The sequence below is a fragment of the Sphaerisporangium corydalis genome (assembly GCF_025506355.1).
Classification (GTDB): Bacteria; Actinomycetota; Actinomycetes; order Streptosporangiales; family Streptosporangiaceae; genus Sphaerisporangium; species Sphaerisporangium corydalis.
On the sequence record NZ_JANZYP010000015.1, the window covers coordinates 135,873 to 152,447 of the forward strand.

The following is a 16,575-nucleotide window of genomic DNA, read 5'->3' on the forward strand; positions in this document are numbered from 1 at the left end:
GGCCCGGGGTGGTCACAACCAGTCGCGGCGCTTGAAGATCAGATAGAGGGTGCCGCAGACCGCCGCCATGAGCGCGACGGCGAACGGGTACCCGAGGACCCAGCCGAGTTCGGGCATGTGCGTGAAGTTCATGCCGTAGATCGTGCCGACGAGCGTGGGGGCGAACAGGATCGCCGCCCATGAGGAGATCTTCTTGACCTCCTCGCTCTGCGCGTAGCTCGCCTGGGTGACGTTCTTCATCTCCTCGTTCTGCGCCTGGCTGACCAGCGTCGCGTTGACCACCAGGATGTCCTGGAGCATCTGCCGGAAGTTGTCCACCCGCTCCACGACGGTGATCGCGTGGTCGGCGACGTCGCGCAGGTAGCGCTGGAGCTCCTCGTCCACGCCGTACTTCGGCGAACCGGCGATCAGGCCGGTCAGCATGTCGAGCAGCGGCCGGGTCGCCCGCTGGAACTCGATCACCTCGCGCGACAGCGCGTAGATGCGCCGGGGCGCCGCGGGGTCGCCGCCGAAGACCTGGACCTCGATCTCGTCGATGTCCTTCTGCAGCCCGGCCACCACCGGCGCGTACCCGTCGACGACCGCGTCCAGGATCGCGTACAGGACCGCCTGGGGGCCCTGCCGCAGCAGGCCGGGGTCGGTCTCCATCCGGCGGCGGACCTTGCTGAGGTCCGGCGCCTCGCTGTGGCGGACGGTGAGCACGAAGTCGGGGCCGACGAAGACGTGCAGCTCGCCGAACTCGACCTTCTCCAGGGCGTCGATGTACCTGGCCGCGCGCAGCACCAGGAAGAGCGTGTCGCCGTACCGGTCGGCCTTGGGGCGCTGGTGGGCGACGATGGCGTCCTCGACGGCCAGGTCGTGCAGGCCGAACTCCGCGGCGACCTTGAGGATCTCGGCCTCCGCCGGGCGGTAGAGGCCGATCCACGCCATGCTCCCCGCACGGGAGCGCAGGGCCATCACCGCCTCGGCCAGCGACGGCGGGGTGTCGACGCGCTGGCCGTCCACGTAGACGGCGTTGTCGATGACGCTCGGCTGGGCGGGGGCGTCGGGTTCGTGCGGGCGGGGGTCCATGGAATGCTCGGGTGCCGCTTCGTGGTCGGCCCCCCGTACCGGGGTCCGCATCAGATCCCTGAGTCCACGTACTCGACGCTCCGGCACGGCACACCTCCCCTGGATGTTCGAGGACGGCACGTTCCCTGAATCCAATGCCATCCGCCGTGTCAGACCTTAACCCGATATGGGCGAATTACTGCGAAGGTACTCCTCCAGGCCGCCGCGTGCCTGGTCACGCAGCCTGCGTCGCAGCGCCGGGACCAGGGCCAGCATCAGGCTCGTCGGCCGGCCGAGCGCCATCCTGGACCAGTGGCGGAAGTCGAACTCGTCGTGGTGCCGGACGATCAGCCCGTCGTCGAAGCGGAACTGGGCGTCGACCTCGTTCACCACCCGCCTGCCGGTCCGCGAGAAGACGTACCGCGCCGTCCAGTGGGCCGTGCCCGAATGGTTGTCGGCCGCGATGTCACGGGTCTCGACCTCGATGGCCCGGTTGCCCGCGAGGAGCATGCGCCACATGCCCATGACCCGCTCACGGCCCTCCAGTTCACGGAAGACCGGATCACCGAAACTGACGTCAGGGTGGTAGCACCGGCTCATGGCATCGGTGTCACCGAGCGCGAAGGCGTCGTAGAACTTGCGGATGAGCTCTTGGTGCTCGTCGCCCCGTGATTCCGGCGTACGCGAGTTAGGCATTGACCCAGCTTAGGGGGGATTTCCCGGCGCGAGCATGCCATTGCGCCCGACAGATCACACACCGCGCCGATCCGCTGTCAGGCGGCCCGACAGGAGCCCCCGGCGCCGGCGTCCCCGGCCGGCGCCGCCCTCTCGGACGAAGGTTGTTCTAGCATCACAGGCACGACCCCGCCCCGCGGGTCATGCGACGCTATGTCCGCGCGATATCGCCCACGCGCCCGCCTTTTCGGCGAACTCACGGAGGTGGACCCTGCAGAGTCTCAGCGGTCTCTGGACACGGCTGACCACCGTGCAGCCGGGCCCGCCCATCTGGGTCACGGCCCTGGCGGCGCTCGTCGCCCTGGGCGTGGTCCTCTACCCGACCTCCTGGCACATCTCCAGAGGCCTGATCACGGTCGCGCACGAGGGGGGCCACGCGCTCGTGGCCCTGCTCACCCGCCGCAAACTCCAGGGGATCCGGCTCCACTCCGACACCTCGGGCGTCACCCTGACCCGAGGGCGGCCGACCGGCCCTGGCATGATCTTCACGGCCGCCGCCGGGTACGTCGCGCCGTCGCTCCTCGGGCTCGGCGCCGCCTCCCTCACCGCCGCCGGGTACATCACCATCCTGCTGTGGACGGTGCTGGTCCTGCTCGCCTGCATGCTGCTGATGATCCGCAACGTGTTCGGCGTGGTGGCCCTGCTGACCATCGGCGGCGCGGTGTTCGCGCTGTCCTGGTTCGCCCCGCCCGACGTCCAGGCCATCGGCGCGCAACTCGCGGCGTGGTTCCTCCTCGTCGGCGGCATCCGGCCGATCATGGAACTACGGAGCAAGCGCCGGCACGGCCGGGCACCCGACTCCGACGCCGACCAGCTCGCCCGCCTGACCCACTTCCCCGGCGGCTTCTTCGTCTTCCTGTTCCTGCTGGTAGCCACCGCCGCCCTCGCCATCGGCGCCTACCTCCTGACCCCCCTCGACCTCCTGACCCGTCTGAACGACCTCTGAACGCCCTCTGCGTCAGGCCGGTCGCCGGGCCCCCTTGGGGCGGGACGGACGGTCAGCGCAGCGTCGTGGTCCAGGAGGTCGCGAGTGACGGGAGGTCGGGGACGTCGATGACGGTGACGCCCGGTGCGCAGGGCGGGAGGGGGCCGGGGGCGATGCGCAGGCACAACGCGCGGTCGTACCGGCGGTGGACGGCCGCGGCCCTGGTCACCGCCTCGTCGTCCCCCGTCACCAGGACGAGCAGCCCTCCCGGGCGCAGGCGGCGCACCGGGTCCGCCGCGCGGTCGGCGCAGGCCCGTACGACGGCGAGCCGGTCGAGCACGGCCTCGGCGGCGCACGCCCCGCCCTTCACGTCAAGCAGGACGCGCTCGCCGGTGAGCAGCCGCACCGGCAGCCCGGCCCGCGCCACGGCCACCGCCACCGAGGCCGCGGCGTCCACGGCCAGCTCGAACCCGGCGGGCTCGTAGGACGCGGCGCGCGTGTCCAGGGCCACCGTCGTCAGGGGCGGGCCGGGGTCGAGGAGCGTACGGACCATGAGGGAGCCGGTGCGCGCGCTGGACCGCCAGTGGACGTGCCTGAGGTCGTCGCCCATGACGTACTCGCGCAGGCCGTGGAACGTCGCGTCGTCGGCGAAACCCGCGGTGCCACCGAAGCTCGCGGCGGCGCCGGGCCGTGAGGAGCCGCCGAACCGCGGAGGGGCGCGGTGGCCGCGTCGCGCGTCCAGCCCGGCGGCCCGGCCGGGCGGCGCCGTCACGAGCGGCACCGTGCGCGGCCTGACCAGGAAGACGGCGTCCTCGTCGTGCTCTATCAGGGTGCGGGTCAGCCGGAGCGGGTCCCGGCGCACCACCGTGAGCGGCCCGACCCGCGCCTCCCCGCGCACCTCGGTGGGCACCTCATACGAAACGGCACGCCCCGCCCCCCGCCGCAACCACCCCACCCCGACCACCAGCTCACCATCCCGACCACCCGGATCACCCGGATCACCGCGATCACCGTGACTGTCGCGACGGTCGCGACCACCCGGACCACCGCGATCACCGCGACCACCCCGACTGTCGCGACCACCTTCGGCCCTGGCCCCACCGGCATGGTCCGGGGCCGCAGCGCCGTTCCCGGCGGGGGTCACGCGGTCGTGGGCCCGCAGGCCGGTCAGCACCCAGCGTCCGTGGTTGCGAAGGTCCAGCACGGCCACCAGTGCCTCGCCGCGCGCCACCTTCAGCGGCATGACCTCCCTGCGGATCGCCAGCCGGGCCTCAGGCAGCGTCCACAGCAGGGCGCCGATCAGGCCGACCACGCCCACGGAGGCGGGCACCACCAGCTCCATGCGGCCGAGCACGAAGGCGAGCCCGTAGAGCACGATCGACCCGGCCAGCACCCCGCGACCCCACCACGTCAACACGAGACCTCCCGGCCACCCATGTCAGCACGACGTCAAACGCGACCTTCCGGCCACCCATGTCGGCACGGCGTCACACCGCGGCGAGTGCCTGGGGGCCGGGGGTCGCCGCCAGTGTCGACTCGATGACGGACGTGGCCGTGCGGTCGCGCATCTCCGCCTCGGGGGTGAGGATGAGCCGGTGCGCGAGCACCGGCGCGACCAGCGCCCTGACGTCCTCGGGGATCACGTAGTGCCGCCCGGCCGCCGCCGCCATCACCCGCGACGCGCGCAGCAGCGCCAGGCTGGCCCGGGGGCTCGCGCCCAGCCGTACCTCGGGCGAGCGCCGCGTCGCGCTGACCAGGGCCACGACGTAGTCGTAGATCGAGTCGGCGACGTGGATCCGGGTGACGAAGTCGATCATTCCGGCGACGTCGGCGGCCCGGGCGATCAGGGGCAGGTGTTCCACCTTGGGCCCGGCGGGCATGCCCTTGAGCACCTCGACCTCCGACGCGTGGTCGGGGTACCCGACGGACACGCACATCAGGAAGCGGTCGAGCTGCGCCTCGGGAAGGGGGTACGTCCCGTCCATGTCCACCGGGTTCTGGGTGGCCAGGACCATGAAGGGCCGGGGCACCGGATGCGACTCGGCGTCGACCGTGACCCGCCGCTCCTCCATGACCTCCAGCAGCGCCGCCTGGGTCTTCGGGGAGGCGCGGTTGATCTCGTCGGCGAGCACGAGGTTGGCGAACACCGGGCCCGGGTGGAACTCGAACCGCTGGTGCGCCTGGCTGTAGATCGACACACCGGTGATGTCGGAGGGGATCAGGTCCGGCGTGAACTGGATCCTGCGCAGCTCGGCCTGGATGCTGGCGGCGAGGCTCCGCGCCAGGGTCGTCTTGCCCGTCCCCGGCACGTCCTCGATGAGCAGGTGCCCTTCGGAGAACAGGCAGACCAGCGCCAGCTCGATCGTCTCCCGCTTGCCGCGGATCACCTGCTCGATGTTCCCGGCGAGCGCGTGGAACCGCTGCTGGAACTGCACGGCCAGCCCCGCCACGTCCCCATGGGCGACGGTCACCCGCGTGGTCGGCAGATCCCCGCCTATCCCCCCGGAGTCGCTCCCCCCATACGAAGACCCCCCCACCCGGCCTTCCCCAGACCCGCTCCCCCCGGCACCGCCACGCTCAACCCCATACCCGCCAGCGCCCCCCTGCTCGGAGCCGTACCCACCGCCCCCGGCACCACCACGCTCATCCGCGTACCCACCGGTACTGCTCCGCTCAACTCCAACGGCCGCGTTCTCGACCCCGTATCCAACGGCGGCACTCTGCTCAAGCCCGTACTTGCCGGTGTCACTCTGCTCGGAGCCGTACCCGCTCGCCCCGGCCTGCGCCGTCCCGGCCTGCGCGCCCCCACTCTGCCCGCTCCCGGACAGCGCGGTACCAGGCTGCGTACCACCGGCCTGCACCCCGCCAAGCGACCCCAGACCACCGATCCCCGCACCGGCCTGGCCGCCGCTGAGCGAACCCGGGGTCGTGGTTCCGGGGGTGAGGTGGGCGGGTCCGGTCTGGTCTGGGGCGATGCGGTCGTCGGTCGTACGGGCTTCGCCGAAGTACGCCGACCCGGGCTGCGCGCCGGAGGACTGTCCCGTTCCAGTCTGCGGGGTGCTGGACAGGCCCGCGCCCGGTTGACGCCCGGCGCCGAGGCGGTCGTCGCCGGGCCGCTCCGGCTCGGACCGCGCGGTGCCGTACCGAACCCCGCCGTACTTCCCGTCGTCGTACCCGGCGCCCTCGCCGTAAGTGGGTTCCCCCGTCGAGTACGACCCGGCGCCGGTGGGAAGCGGGCCGGCGACGGTGGGAAGCGGGCCGGCGACGGTGGGAAGCGGGCCGGCGCCGTACTGGCCGTTTCCGCGTGCCGGGTCGCCGGCCTCGGCGTCGTTCACCCCTGGCGCGTCATACCGGCCGGTGCCCAGGTCGTACCGCCCTATGCCGTTCACCGGAGAAGCGTCGCGCGGGCTGTTCACCGGAGGAGCGTCCCGTCCGGCGCCGTTCACCGGGGGTGCGTCGTATCGTCCGGTGTTCAGGTCGTACTGCCCGGTGCCGTAGGTCCCGCTCGGGTAAGTCGGGCCGGCCGGGTCCGTGCCCGGCCCATCTCCGGCCCGGTACCGGCCCGTCCCGTACGGGGCGTCGGCCGGCTGCGCGGAACCGCCGGTCCCCGCGACCGGCTGGTCCGGGGCACCGTACGGGGGCCCGCTGTAGTCCAGGGAGTACGGCGGCCCGGCGAGCTCGGCGCTGAACGGCGGTCCCCCGAGCGCCGCACTGTACGACGGCCCGTTCGGGTCGGCACCATACGAGGGCGCGCTCGGATCGGCGCCATACGAAGGCCCGTTCAAGTCGGCGCCGTACGACGGACGGTTCGGGTCGGCACCGTACGACGGCCCGCCGAGTGGCGTGGCGTACGGCGGCCCGGCCAGCTCCGCCGGGTACAGCCGGCCGCCGGGGTCGGTGCTGTCGGCCGACAGCCCGCCGAAACCGGAACCCGGCCCCGCGCCGTAGGTCGTCCCGCCAGGTCCCGCCGGGTACAGCCGGCCACCAGGGTCGGTGCTGTCCGTCGCCAGGTCGCCGTAGCCGCCACCCTGCCCTGCCGGACCGGTGTACTGGCCGTCGCCTCGAGGCCCCGCGAGGCCGAGCCCCGCCGGATCGGATCCCACGCCGCCATACCCGCCGGTGCCGAGCCCGGCGGCGGTGTGACCGGGGGTGCTGAGCCCCGGTGTGCTCAGCCCCGATGTGGTGTGACCAGTGGGACCGGGCCCAGCGGCGCCAGACCCCGTGATGCCGGGTCCGGAGGTGGTGGGTCCGGTGGGGGTCTGCCCTGTGGTGGCGTGACCTGTCGTGCTCTGTCCGGAAGTGTGCTGCGCGTCGGTGTCGTACGCGTCGCCATGCTGCGGGTGGTTGCCTTGTGAGTCTTTGTGCTGCGGACTGTGCTTCACGACATGGTCCCCTGATCAGTCGTCGCATTGGAACAACGGCGCGGCGGGGAAACCCTCGGATCGCGGCCGGCGCCGGTCACGTCGTCGATATGACCATCGATGTCGCCCGGCACGTCGGCGACGGTCGCCGCTACCACTGTTGTCAGACGGTCACCCCGTGGCATTGGGATCTTCACCCCGTAACTCTCCCTCTGCCCTGTTGACGGTGGACCACCCTAGCGCGCCGCACCTCGCCCCAAGATGAATCCGTAAACCCCATTCGCACCAACAACCCCAGTGCTCATTAAAGTTCCCCTATATTGCGGTTTATCCGGGAACGGCCACCGAAAGACTGGAGCCGAAACGGTTCTTCACCACCTTGAGCTGCGCCGGGACGCGAGCGCGCAACTCTCCGACGTGGCTGACGATGCCGACGGCCCGGCCCCCGTCCCGCAGCTCGTCGAGGATGTCGAGGACGGCGTCGAGGCTCTCCTCGTCGAGGGTGCCGAACCCCTCATCGATGAACAGCGTGCCGAGCTCCACCCCACCCGCCTCGTCCGTCACCACGTCGGCGAGCGCCAGTGCGAGGGCCAGGGAGGTCATGAACGCCTCGCCGCCCGACAGCGTGGCGGGATCGCGCTCCGCCCCCGTCCAGCCGTCGAGCACGTACAGCCCGAGCCCGCCGCCCGATCGTTTGCGGTCGGCGGCCGACTTCCGCATGTTGTGCAGGAGGAGGTAACGGCCGCCGGACATGTGGTCGAGCCGCTGGTTGGCCGCGTCCACCACCTGCCGCAACCGCTCCCCGAGCACGTACGACGACAGGCGCATGTTGAACCGGTTGTCCGCGGAGGTCCCGACGGCCAGCTCGGCGAGCCGCCTCGCGAGCCGGTGGCGCTCCTCGGCCGGACGCCAATCGGCCAGCGTGGCCTCCAGGGTCCCCGACAGCGCCTGGAGCTGGTCGTACCGTGCGCCGGCCTGGTCGCGGGCCGAGGCGTGCGTGGCGTGCTCGTGCTCGGCGGCGTCGAACGCCCCGGTCAGCGCGGCGACGTCGGGCGCGGGCAGGGCCGCCGCCGCGACCAGCTCGGGATCGCCCAGTAACCTCGTCACGGCCGCGCGCTCGGCGTCCAGCCCACGCAGCCGCTCGGCCATCGCCTCCCTGGCCGCCGTCGTACGCGCGGCCGCGCGGGCGTCGGCGACGTTCGCGAACCCCGCGTCCGTGGCGGCGTTCTCCGCACCGAGGCCCGCCGCGTCGCGTTCGGCGCCGGCCGAACGGGCGAGCCGTCCGGCCTCCACCGCGTCGTGGAGCAGCTGCGCCTCGTCGGTGAGCCGCTCAAGGCGCGCGGCGAGCGTCGCGTCGTCACCGACGGCGGCGGCGAGCACCGACGTCAGCCGCTCGGCGTCGGCGGCCAGGCTCCGCTCCCTGGCGCGCTCGGCGGCGACCTCCAGGCCGATGCGCGTGGAGCCCTCGGTCAGCTCGGCGAGCTCGGCCTCGACCAGCCTGACCTCCTCGGCGAGCGCACCCTCCTCCCCGGCGGCCTCCCGCAGCCGCCCCAGGGCCAGCTCGGCCGCCACCAGGACCGCTTCCACCTCCTCGACCCCCGGGTCCACGCCCTCCAGGGAAGGTGTCCTGGCGAGGTGGTCGCGGCGTACGCCGTCCCGGGCCTCGGTGTAGGCGGAGGCGGCGTCGCCGACGCGGGTGGCCGCCTGGATCGCGAGGTCCAGCAGGCGCGCCTCCCGGGTGACCCGTTCGCGGCGGGCGGACACGCTCACGTCGCCGTCCCTGGCGGCGTCGAGCACGGCCGCCAGCCGCTCGACCTGGTCGCGCGCCTCCGCACGGCGGGCGCGGTGCTCCGCGACGGCCAGTTCGAGCTCCTGTGCCGTGCTCCGGACGGTGTCCAGCTCCCGGCGCACGGACTCCGCACGCGCCGCGAGCGCGGGCTCCTGCCTGGCCAGCGCGCCGAGGTGCGTCAGCTCGGCCTCCGCCTCCTGGCGTGAGGCCAGCGCCGCCGCCACGGAGAGCCCGCCCGCCTGGCCGGTCGCCTCGCCGAGCTGGGCGGACAGCACGGCGACCCTGCGCTCCGCCTCCTGCCTGGCCTCCTGCGCCTGGTCGGACCGCTCCTGGGCCGCCCGTTCGTGGTCGACCGTGGGGGTCGTGTCCGCGGGCGAGGCCGGGGCGGGGTGCTCCGGCGAGCCGCAGACGGCGCACGCCTCCCCCGGGACCAGGCCACCGGCCAGCTCGGCCGCCATGCCGTCGATGCGGGCCTGCCTGATCGACTGGAGCCGGTCGCGAAGCTCCTGCGCCTCGTCGGTGACCAGCCGCCGCTCACCCTCGGCGGCCTCCAGCTCGACCGCCAGGGCGTCCCGGCGGCGCGCCTGCTCCAGCAGGGCGTTCGCCGCCTGGCCGGCCGCCTCGGCGGCCGGGACCAGCGTCAGGTCCGCCCTGAGGGCCGCGAGCCCGCCGTCGATCTCCGCCAGGCGTACGGGCAGCTCGGCCTGGGCGTCCGCGAGAGCCGCCTCCCGGTCGGCCAGCTCGGCGAGCCGGTCGTCCAGGCCGGCCAGCCTGGCCTTGACCTCGGTGTGCCGAGCCTCGTCGGCGCGGCGGTGCTCCAGGACGGCCAGTTCGTCGCGGTGTGCCCGTTCGAGCACGGCGAGACGCTCGCACGTCTCCCGCGCGGCCTCCCTGACGGCGTCCCCCAGGCCATCGTCCGCGCCGGACGTGCCCATCTCCGGCGCGAACGCGAGCGGGGGGCCCGGCAGGGGGAAGAGCGCTTCTCGCAGGTCGCGCTGGGCCGCGGCGAGCTCGTCCGCGAGGCCGTCCCGCCGCTGAACGGCGGCCAGATCGCGCCCGGCGGCGGCCACGGCGGCCCGCGCGGCGGGGAGGCCGGAGGCGGCGAGGCGCGCCTGGGCGAGACGCTCGCCGGTCGCCCGGCGCAGCTCCGGCAGGACGGCGAGCCGCTCGGCGGTCGCGGCCTCCTGCTCCGCGAGCGTCACCAGGCGCTTCGCCGCCCGGCCCAGTTCCTCGCGGACACCGGCCAGCCGCGCCTCCTCGGGCCGGAGCTGCTCCAGCCTGGCGATCTCGTCGCGGCGCTCACGCTCCAGCCCGGCCACAAGCCCGGGTCCGGCGCGCTCCATCCCGGCCGACGACCCTGAGCCCCCGCGTTCATGCTCGGCCGACGGCCCGGAGCCGAGGCGTTCCGGCTCGTCTGAAGACCCGGGGCCCCCGTTTCGGACGGTCGGGAGCAGGGGCAGGGCGCGGGCCATGGCGTCGGCGGCGAGGCCATCGGCCTTCGCCGAGGCCTCCGCGCGCTGCTCGGACTGGTGGATCAGGGGCAGCACCCGGTCGGCACGCGCGGCCTCGGCGAGGATGGTCTCCAGGTCGGACCGCTCGTCGGCCGCCCGGTCGAGCTCGTCACGGCGCGCCACCGCGTCGGCGTGGCCGCGCTGCCGCTGGACCAGCGCGTGGGCGCCCTCCAGCTCGACGCGCGCGGACCGCAGCGCCGCCTCGCTCGCCGCCTTCGCCGCCGCCCGCCCGGTCACGGCGTCCCGCGCCGCCGCGAGCAGCGCCTGCGCCCACGCGAGCGGCTCGTCGGCGTGGTCAGGGGTCCCCGGCTCGTCCAGGGAGGCGAGCAGCGCGGGGCCGGCGGCGCCGCGCATGTGGTCGGTGACGGAGTCGACCCGCTGGCGCAGCTCCTGGCGCTCCTGGCCCGTGCGGGTGCGGTGGTCGGCCAGCCAGTGCTCGACATCGCTGAAGATCTTGACCGAGAAGAGCTTCTCCAGGAGCTTGCGGCGCTCGTCGCCGTCGGCCCGCAGGAAACGCGCGAAGTCGCCCTGCGGCAGCATCGCGACCTGGCAGAACTGGTCGGCGTTCATGCCGAGCAGCCCGCCGATCAGCTCCCCGGCCTCGTCGGCGCGGCCCGTCAGGAACCGCCACTCGCCGGAGGGCTGCCACTCCTCCAGCAGCGCCTTGGCCTTCTCCTCGACGAGTCCTTCGCCGCGCAGCTTGGGCCGGTTCCAGACGGGCGAGCGGGTGACGCGCAACCGCCGCCCGCGAACGGTGACCTCCAGCGCGACCTTGGGCCCGCGGTCGGGCGGGGCGTGGTCGCAGCGGAGCCGGCGCGCGCTGTTGCGCTGCCCCGGCACCTGGCCGTACAGGGCGTAGCACACCGCGTCGAGCACGGTCGTCTTGCCGGCGCCCGTCGGGCCGTGGACCAGGAACAGTCCCGCCTCGCCGAGCGCGTCGAAGTCGACCTCCTCGTCTCCGGGGAACGACCCGAAGGCGGTCAGCCACAGCCGGTGCAGCCTCATCTCAGACGCCCTCCACGCGTCGCGGGATCGTCTCCCTCGCTCTGGCACGCCATCAGACGGCCGTCTCCTTCACCCGGCAGGCCTCGACCGCCTCGCGCAGCAGCCGCCGTTCCTCGTCGTCGGCGGGCTCGTCGCGCACCGCGCGGACGAAGTCGAGCGCCACGTCGATCTCGGGCCGGCCCACGATCCGTGGCACCCGGGACGGGCCCTGACCGGCGCCCTCCGGGTCGAAGGCGAGCGCGAGCGTGTGCGGGAAGCGCAGCCGCAGCCGCTCCATCGCGCCCTTGGGCCGTACCGGGTCGGTGAGGGTGACCTGGAGCCAGTGCTCCTCGTACCGCGTCCACTTCGGGGATCCCAGCAGGTCGTCGATGTGGCCGCGGACGCGGGCGATCGGGCGCGGCACGGGCGCGGGCACGAACTCGGCGCCGGTGAACCCGTCCGGGCCGATGTCGACCAGCCACGACCCCTTCACCTGGTTCGCCTCGGAGAAGGAGTACGCGATCGGGGAGCCGGAGTAGCGCACGGAGTCGCTCATCCGCTGCCGGCCGTGCAGGTGGCCGAGGGCGGCGTAGTCGACGCCGGCGAAGGCGGACACCGGGACGTGGGACACGCCCCCGACGCTGATGTCGCGCTCGCTGTCGCTGCTCTCGCCGCCGGTGACGAAGGCGTGCGCCAGGACCACCGACCGCGTGCCCCGGCCCGCCAGGTCGTCGCGGATCAGGGTCATGGCGTGCTCGATCGCGGCCGTGTGCGTGCGCTCGGCCAGCTCCCACGGCGCGCGGACCACCTCGGGCTCCAGGTAGGGGATGCCGTAGAAGGCGACGTCGCCGACCACGACGGGCTCGCCGGCGCGGGCCGGGTCAGTGCGGAGGTGGACGCCGGCCGCGTCCATGAGGTCGGCGCCGAAGCCGAGCCTGCGTGGCGAGTCGTGGTTGCCGCTGATCAGGATCGTGCGCACCCCTTCGGCGACCAGCCGCCGCAGCGTCTCGTCGCACAGCGCCACCGCGTCGACCGAGGGCAGCGCGCGGTCGTACACGTCACCCGCCACGGCCACCACGTCGACACGCTCCGCGCGGATCGTCTCGACCAGGTGGTCGGCGAAGGCGCCCTGGGCGGCGATCAGGCTTTCGCGGTGGAAGGCCCGGCCCAGATGCCAGTCGGAGGTGTGCAGCACACGCATGTCGCAGGAAGCTAACAGGTCCCACTGACAAATGAGGTACCAGCCGCACCATCGTTCCCCCCGCGTGACTTAACCTGATGATCGGAGGTCATATTTGGGGTGGAAACCCGTGGACGATGGACGCGTTCAACCGGGGAGCGAGACCCTGAGGAGCCGGCATGGCCGTCCCGAGGGCGCGAGGTCCGCGGCGAGCCGCCCGACGAGGAGGTGGCGTGAGCGAGCGTAGCCGGTTGAGCATGGCGACCGGACTGCTGCTGGCGATCCTGGCGACGGTCGGATACATGCTGTCCCCGCCCGCCTTCGACCCTCCGCGGCTGACCGAGAGCCAGAGTTTCCAGTCCCTGCCCGCGCAACCCCAGGCGGAGTACCGCCCCGTCGCGCACAACGCGCCCATCGCCGTGCAGGACATCTCCATCCCGGCCAAGGGGACCACCCTCACGGCCACGATCCGCGCGCCGCGCACGCCCGGCCGCCACCCCGCGATGGTCTTCGTCCAGGGCTCGGGCCGAGGCGACCGGGGCGAGTTCACCACGCAGGCCACGTGGCTGGCGATGGCCGGGGTGGTCACGCTCACCTACGACAAGCGCACCGTCGGGTACGACTTCCGGCACCGCGACTTCGCGCTCCTCGCCGACGACGCGCTCCGCATGATCGAGACGCTGCGGCTGCGCGCCGACGTCGACCCGGTGCGCACGGGCCTGTGGGGCGTGAGCGAGGGAAGCTGGGTCATCCCCATCGCCGCCGCCCAGAGCCTGGACGTCGGCTTCACGGTGCTGGTCTCCTCCCCCAACGTCTCCCCCGTGCGGCAGGTGGCCTGGGCGCTGAACGAGCAGCTCGAGCGGCTGCACGCGCCCGCCGGCGTCCGCGACCTGCTGACCCGGGCGATGGGCGGGGTGGGGTTCAACTTCCTCCGCTACGACAGCGTCCCCGCGATGAGCAAGATGACGCGGCCGGTCCTGGCGCTGTACGGGACGATGGACCCGTCGATCCCGTTCGTGGAGAGCACGCAGACGCTCACCACCGCGATGACCGCCGCGGGCAACGCCGACTACACGATCCGGTTCCTCGGCGGCGCCGACCACGCGATGCGGGTCAACGGCGGCACGTTCGCCCGCGGGTACCTCGACACGCTGGCGAACTGGATCCTCGGCCTGCCCCGCAGCGCCCGGCCGCCCGCGGACGCGCAGGTCGCGGGGGCGACGCCCGTGCAGCGGTACGAGGCGTCCGACGTGCCGAAGGCCCCCTGGTACGCGGGCACCGCCATCCTGGGCCTCGCGCTCACCCTCACCGCCGTCGGGTACGTCGCCGCGCCGGTCACCGAGATGGTCGTGCGGCTGCGCGGCCGTGACCTGCTGGCCCCCGCGAGATCCGAGCTCTGGCCCGGCGTCCGCCGGCGGCTGCGCCGGATGGTCTGGACGGGCCTCGGCCTGCTCGCCTCGGTGGTGGCCTTCATCACGCTGATCGTGCTCTTCTCGGTGAACCAGGCGGGCGCGTGGCCGGCGGTGCTGTCCGGATGGCTGGTCGTCCGGGTGCTGGCGGTGCTGATGCTCGTGCAGGAGGTCACCACCGTCGCGGCGGTCGTCGCCGCGCTCAGGGACGGGTGGGAGCCTGGCCGCTGGCAGCGGTTCACGATCGCCACCATCCTGGGTGGCACGGCCCTGCTCCTGGTGACGGCCGCCTACTACGGTCTGTTCGGCATCCCTTGGTGACGAGGCGTCCACCTGGCCGCCTCGGAGTACCCCATTCGTACGTATCCGTACAAATCGTGATCCGTTCTCGGGCTGTTCACGTGCCCGTCGGATCCCCTCACTACATTTCCCCTCCTGGTCGAGGGGAGCGGGACGGCATTGCCTGAAACAAGCAAGAGGGCCCGGGGAACGGCCGCGGTCATCGGCTGGACGGCCCTCTCCGCGGTGCTGCCGGGCTCGGCCCACCTGCGCGCGGGCCGGCGGCGTACCGGCTTCGCCCTGCTCGGGACCTACGTCCTGGCGGTGGCCGCCCTCGCCTTCGCCGCCTTCACGGCCAACGCCGAACTCGCCGGGCGCCTGCTCGACCCGGCCTGGCTGCGCGGCATCACGATCGCCGCCGTGGTCGCGGCCCTGGGCTGGTTCGCCCTGCTGGTCCGCTCGTACGTGATCCTCCGGCCGGGCGAACTCTCCCAGACCGGTCAGATCATCTCCGGGATCCTGGCCGGGGCGCTGGCCGTCACCGTGACGCTGCCGTTCGCCGTGGTCGCACAGTACGTGATGGTCTCCGAGGAGACGCTGAACACCGTCTTCGACAGCCCCGCGACGGTCGTGGCGGCCCCCACCGGGGCGGCGCGGCCCGAGAGCCCGTGGGCGGGCAGGACGCGGGTCAACATCCTGCTCCTCGGCGGCGACTGGCAGCCCGACCGCGTCGGCGTGCGCACCGACAGCGTCAACCTCGCCAGCGTGGACGTGCGGACCGGCGACACCGTCCTGCTCAGCCTGCCGCGCAACCTGGAGAACGTGCGCTTTCCCCCGGGAAGCCCGATGCACGAGCGCTTCCCCGCCGGGTTCCGGCTGCCCGCCAACCCCGACGGGTCCCGGGAGGACCTGCTCTTCGCCGTCTGGGAGTACGCCGAGACCCACACCGAGCTGTTCGGCGGGCGCACGGGCATGGGCCCCGAGACCCTGAAGGAGACCGTCGGGTACACCCTCGGGGTCGAGGTCGACTGGTACGCGCTGGTCAACATGTGGGGGCTCGCCCGGATCATCGACGCCCTGGGCGGTCTGACGCTCACCGTCCCCAACGACATCGTCTTCGGCAAGCACAACGAGGGGCTGGTCCGGGCCGGCACCCGCAAGCTACGGGGGGCGGACGCGATGTGGTTCGCCCGCTCGCGCACCTTCAGCGACGACTACACCCGCATGGGACGCCAGCGGTGCGTGCTCGACGCCCTGCTGCACCAGGCCGACCCGGGGACCGTGCTGCTGCGGTTCAACCAGCTCGCGAAGGCCTCCAAGGGGATGTTCCGCACCGACATCCCGCGCAAGATGCTCGAACATCTCGTCCCCCTCGCGGTGAAGGTCCGGGACGCCCAGGTCACGGGGGTGCCGTTCGTGCCGCCTCTGATCAACACCGGGAACCCGGACTGGGCCCGCATCCGCAAGCTGAGCGCCAAGGCCATCCGCGCCTCGGCCGCCCGCGCGGCCAGCCCTTCACCGGCGGCGACCGCCTCCGGCCTGATCCCCGGCACCACCACCCCGGCCACCGCCACCCCTGAGAACTCCGCCGCCACCGCCACCCCTGAGGACTCCGCCGCCGCCAGCGCCTCTCCTGAGAACTCCGCCAGCGCCTCTCCTACGGGTACGGGGACGCCGTCCCCGTCCACCTCGGCGGGCACGCCGTCCAAGCGGGACTCCACCGCCGCCGGGAGCGACATCTGCGGCACCTGATCCCGGTGTCCCCGGCAGGTGAGATGCTGTCACTGCTTTTCGGCCCTGAGGAGGACCCCTGTGAAGAACTGGCTGCTCATCGCGGTAGGCGTCGTACTGGTCCTGGTAGGCGCCCTGTGGGCCCTGCAGGGGCTCGGTTACGTCGGAGGCAGCTTCATGAGCGGGGCCAAGGAATGGTTCGCGATCGGGCTGGTCGTCGCGATCGCCGGCCTCGCCCTGGCCGTCCCCGCCCTGCGCCGCCAACTCAGAACCCCCAAGAACTGACCACCACACCCCACCGCCCGAAGGGACCGGCCCCCGGTACGCCCAGCGGTCGGCCCCCGGCGGTCGGCGGTTGTCGCCCGGTGGTCGGTGGTCGGCGGTAGTCGCCCGGCCGTCGGTGGTCGGCGGTAGTCGCCCGGCGGTCAGGCGGTCGGCGGCCCGGCGGCCAGCGGTCAGGCGGTCAGGCGGTCAGGCGGTCGGCGGCCCGGCGGCCAGCGGTCAGGCGGTCAGGCGGTCAGGCGGTCGGCGGCCCGGCGGCCGGCGGTCAGGCGGTCGGCGGCCCGGCGGCCGGCGGTCAGGCGGTCGGCGGCCCGGCGGCCGGCGGTCAGGCGGTCAGGC

At 73.4% G+C, this 16,575-nt stretch carries 10 protein-coding genes; 4 read left to right on the top strand and 6 right to left on the bottom strand.

The annotated features are described in order from the left end of the window. Positions 1-12: 12 nt before the first annotated feature. Together NYZ98_RS13655 and NYZ98_RS13660 are read right to left on the bottom strand one after the other, a co-directional pair. Positions 13-1,122, bottom strand: a complete 1,110-nt coding sequence (locus NYZ98_RS13655) for a magnesium and cobalt transport protein CorA (protein WP_262843109.1) — start codon at positions 1,120-1,122, stop codon at positions 13-15. A 105-nt stretch (positions 1,123-1,227) separates the two neighbouring features. Continuing rightward, complete coding sequence (locus NYZ98_RS13660; RefSeq protein WP_262843110.1) at positions 1,228-1,746, bottom strand: nuclear transport factor 2 family protein; 519 nt, start codon at positions 1,744-1,746, stop codon at positions 1,228-1,230. Positions 1,747-2,035: 289 nt separating this feature from the next. Here NYZ98_RS13660 and NYZ98_RS13665 point away from each other — a divergent pair, with 289 nt between their 5' ends. Beyond that, the gene (locus tag NYZ98_RS13665) at positions 2,036-2,731 is read left to right on the top strand and encodes a M50 family metallopeptidase (protein WP_262843111.1); all 696 of its coding nucleotides are present in this window, start codon (positions 2,036-2,038) and stop codon (positions 2,729-2,731) included. A 52-nt stretch (positions 2,732-2,783) separates the two neighbouring features. Here NYZ98_RS13665 and NYZ98_RS13670 read toward each other — a convergent pair whose 3' ends face one another. From NYZ98_RS13670 to NYZ98_RS13685, 4 genes are all read right to left on the bottom strand, one after another. Next, positions 2,784-4,127: a DUF58 domain-containing protein gene (locus tag NYZ98_RS13670; protein WP_262843112.1), complete on the bottom strand. Its 1,344-nt coding sequence runs from the start codon at positions 4,125-4,127 to the stop codon at positions 2,784-2,786. Positions 4,128-4,197: 70 nt separating this feature from the next. Further along, positions 4,198-6,813, bottom strand: coding sequence for an AAA family ATPase (locus NYZ98_RS13675; protein ID WP_262843113.1), 2,616 nt, complete (start codon positions 6,811-6,813; stop codon positions 4,198-4,200). Between the two features lie 585 nt (positions 6,814-7,398). Continuing rightward, positions 7,399-11,376: an AAA family ATPase gene (locus tag NYZ98_RS13680; protein WP_262843114.1), complete on the bottom strand. Its 3,978-nt coding sequence runs from the start codon at positions 11,374-11,376 to the stop codon at positions 7,399-7,401. Positions 11,377-11,428: 52 nt separating this feature from the next. Continuing rightward, positions 11,429-12,556: an exonuclease SbcCD subunit D gene (locus NYZ98_RS13685; protein ID WP_262843115.1), complete on the bottom strand. Its 1,128-nt coding sequence runs from the start codon at positions 12,554-12,556 to the stop codon at positions 11,429-11,431. A 212-nt stretch (positions 12,557-12,768) separates the two neighbouring features. On the opposite strand from NYZ98_RS13685, the gene NYZ98_RS13690 reads away from it, so the two are divergent. The 3 genes from NYZ98_RS13690 to NYZ98_RS13700 all read left to right on the top strand — a co-directional run bounded on the left by NYZ98_RS13690 (position 12,769) and on the right by NYZ98_RS13700 (position 16,239). Next, positions 12,769-14,265, top strand: a complete 1,497-nt coding sequence (locus NYZ98_RS13690; protein WP_262843116.1) for an alpha/beta hydrolase family protein — start codon at positions 12,769-12,771, stop codon at positions 14,263-14,265. A gap of 138 nt (positions 14,266-14,403) precedes the next feature. Continuing rightward, the gene (locus NYZ98_RS13695) at positions 14,404-15,975 is read left to right on the top strand and encodes an LCP family protein (RefSeq protein WP_262843117.1); all 1,572 of its coding nucleotides are present in this window, start codon (positions 14,404-14,406) and stop codon (positions 15,973-15,975) included. A gap of 60 nt (positions 15,976-16,035) precedes the next feature. Continuing rightward, positions 16,036-16,239 (top strand): hypothetical protein, encoded by a 204-nt coding sequence (locus NYZ98_RS13700; protein ID WP_262843118.1) that lies wholly within the window; start codon positions 16,036-16,038, stop codon positions 16,237-16,239. The last annotated feature ends 336 nt before the right edge of the window (positions 16,240-16,575 follow it).

Bases quoted from the DNA above. Each gene is read 5' to 3' on its own strand.
- NYZ98_RS13655 (WP_262843109.1), bottom strand. From the start codon at position 1,122: ATGCGGACCCCGGTACGGGGGGCCGACCACGAAGCGGCACCCGAGCAT.
- NYZ98_RS13685 (WP_262843115.1), bottom strand. From the start codon at position 12,556: ATGCGTGTGCTGCACACCTCCGACTGGCATCTGGGCCGGGCCTTCCAC.
- NYZ98_RS13660 (WP_262843110.1), bottom strand. From the start codon at position 1,746: ATGCCTAACTCGCGTACGCCGGAATCACGGGGCGACGAGCACCAAGAG.
- NYZ98_RS13680 (WP_262843114.1), bottom strand. From the start codon at position 11,376: ATGAGGCTGCACCGGCTGTGGCTGACCGCCTTCGGGTCGTTCCCCGGA.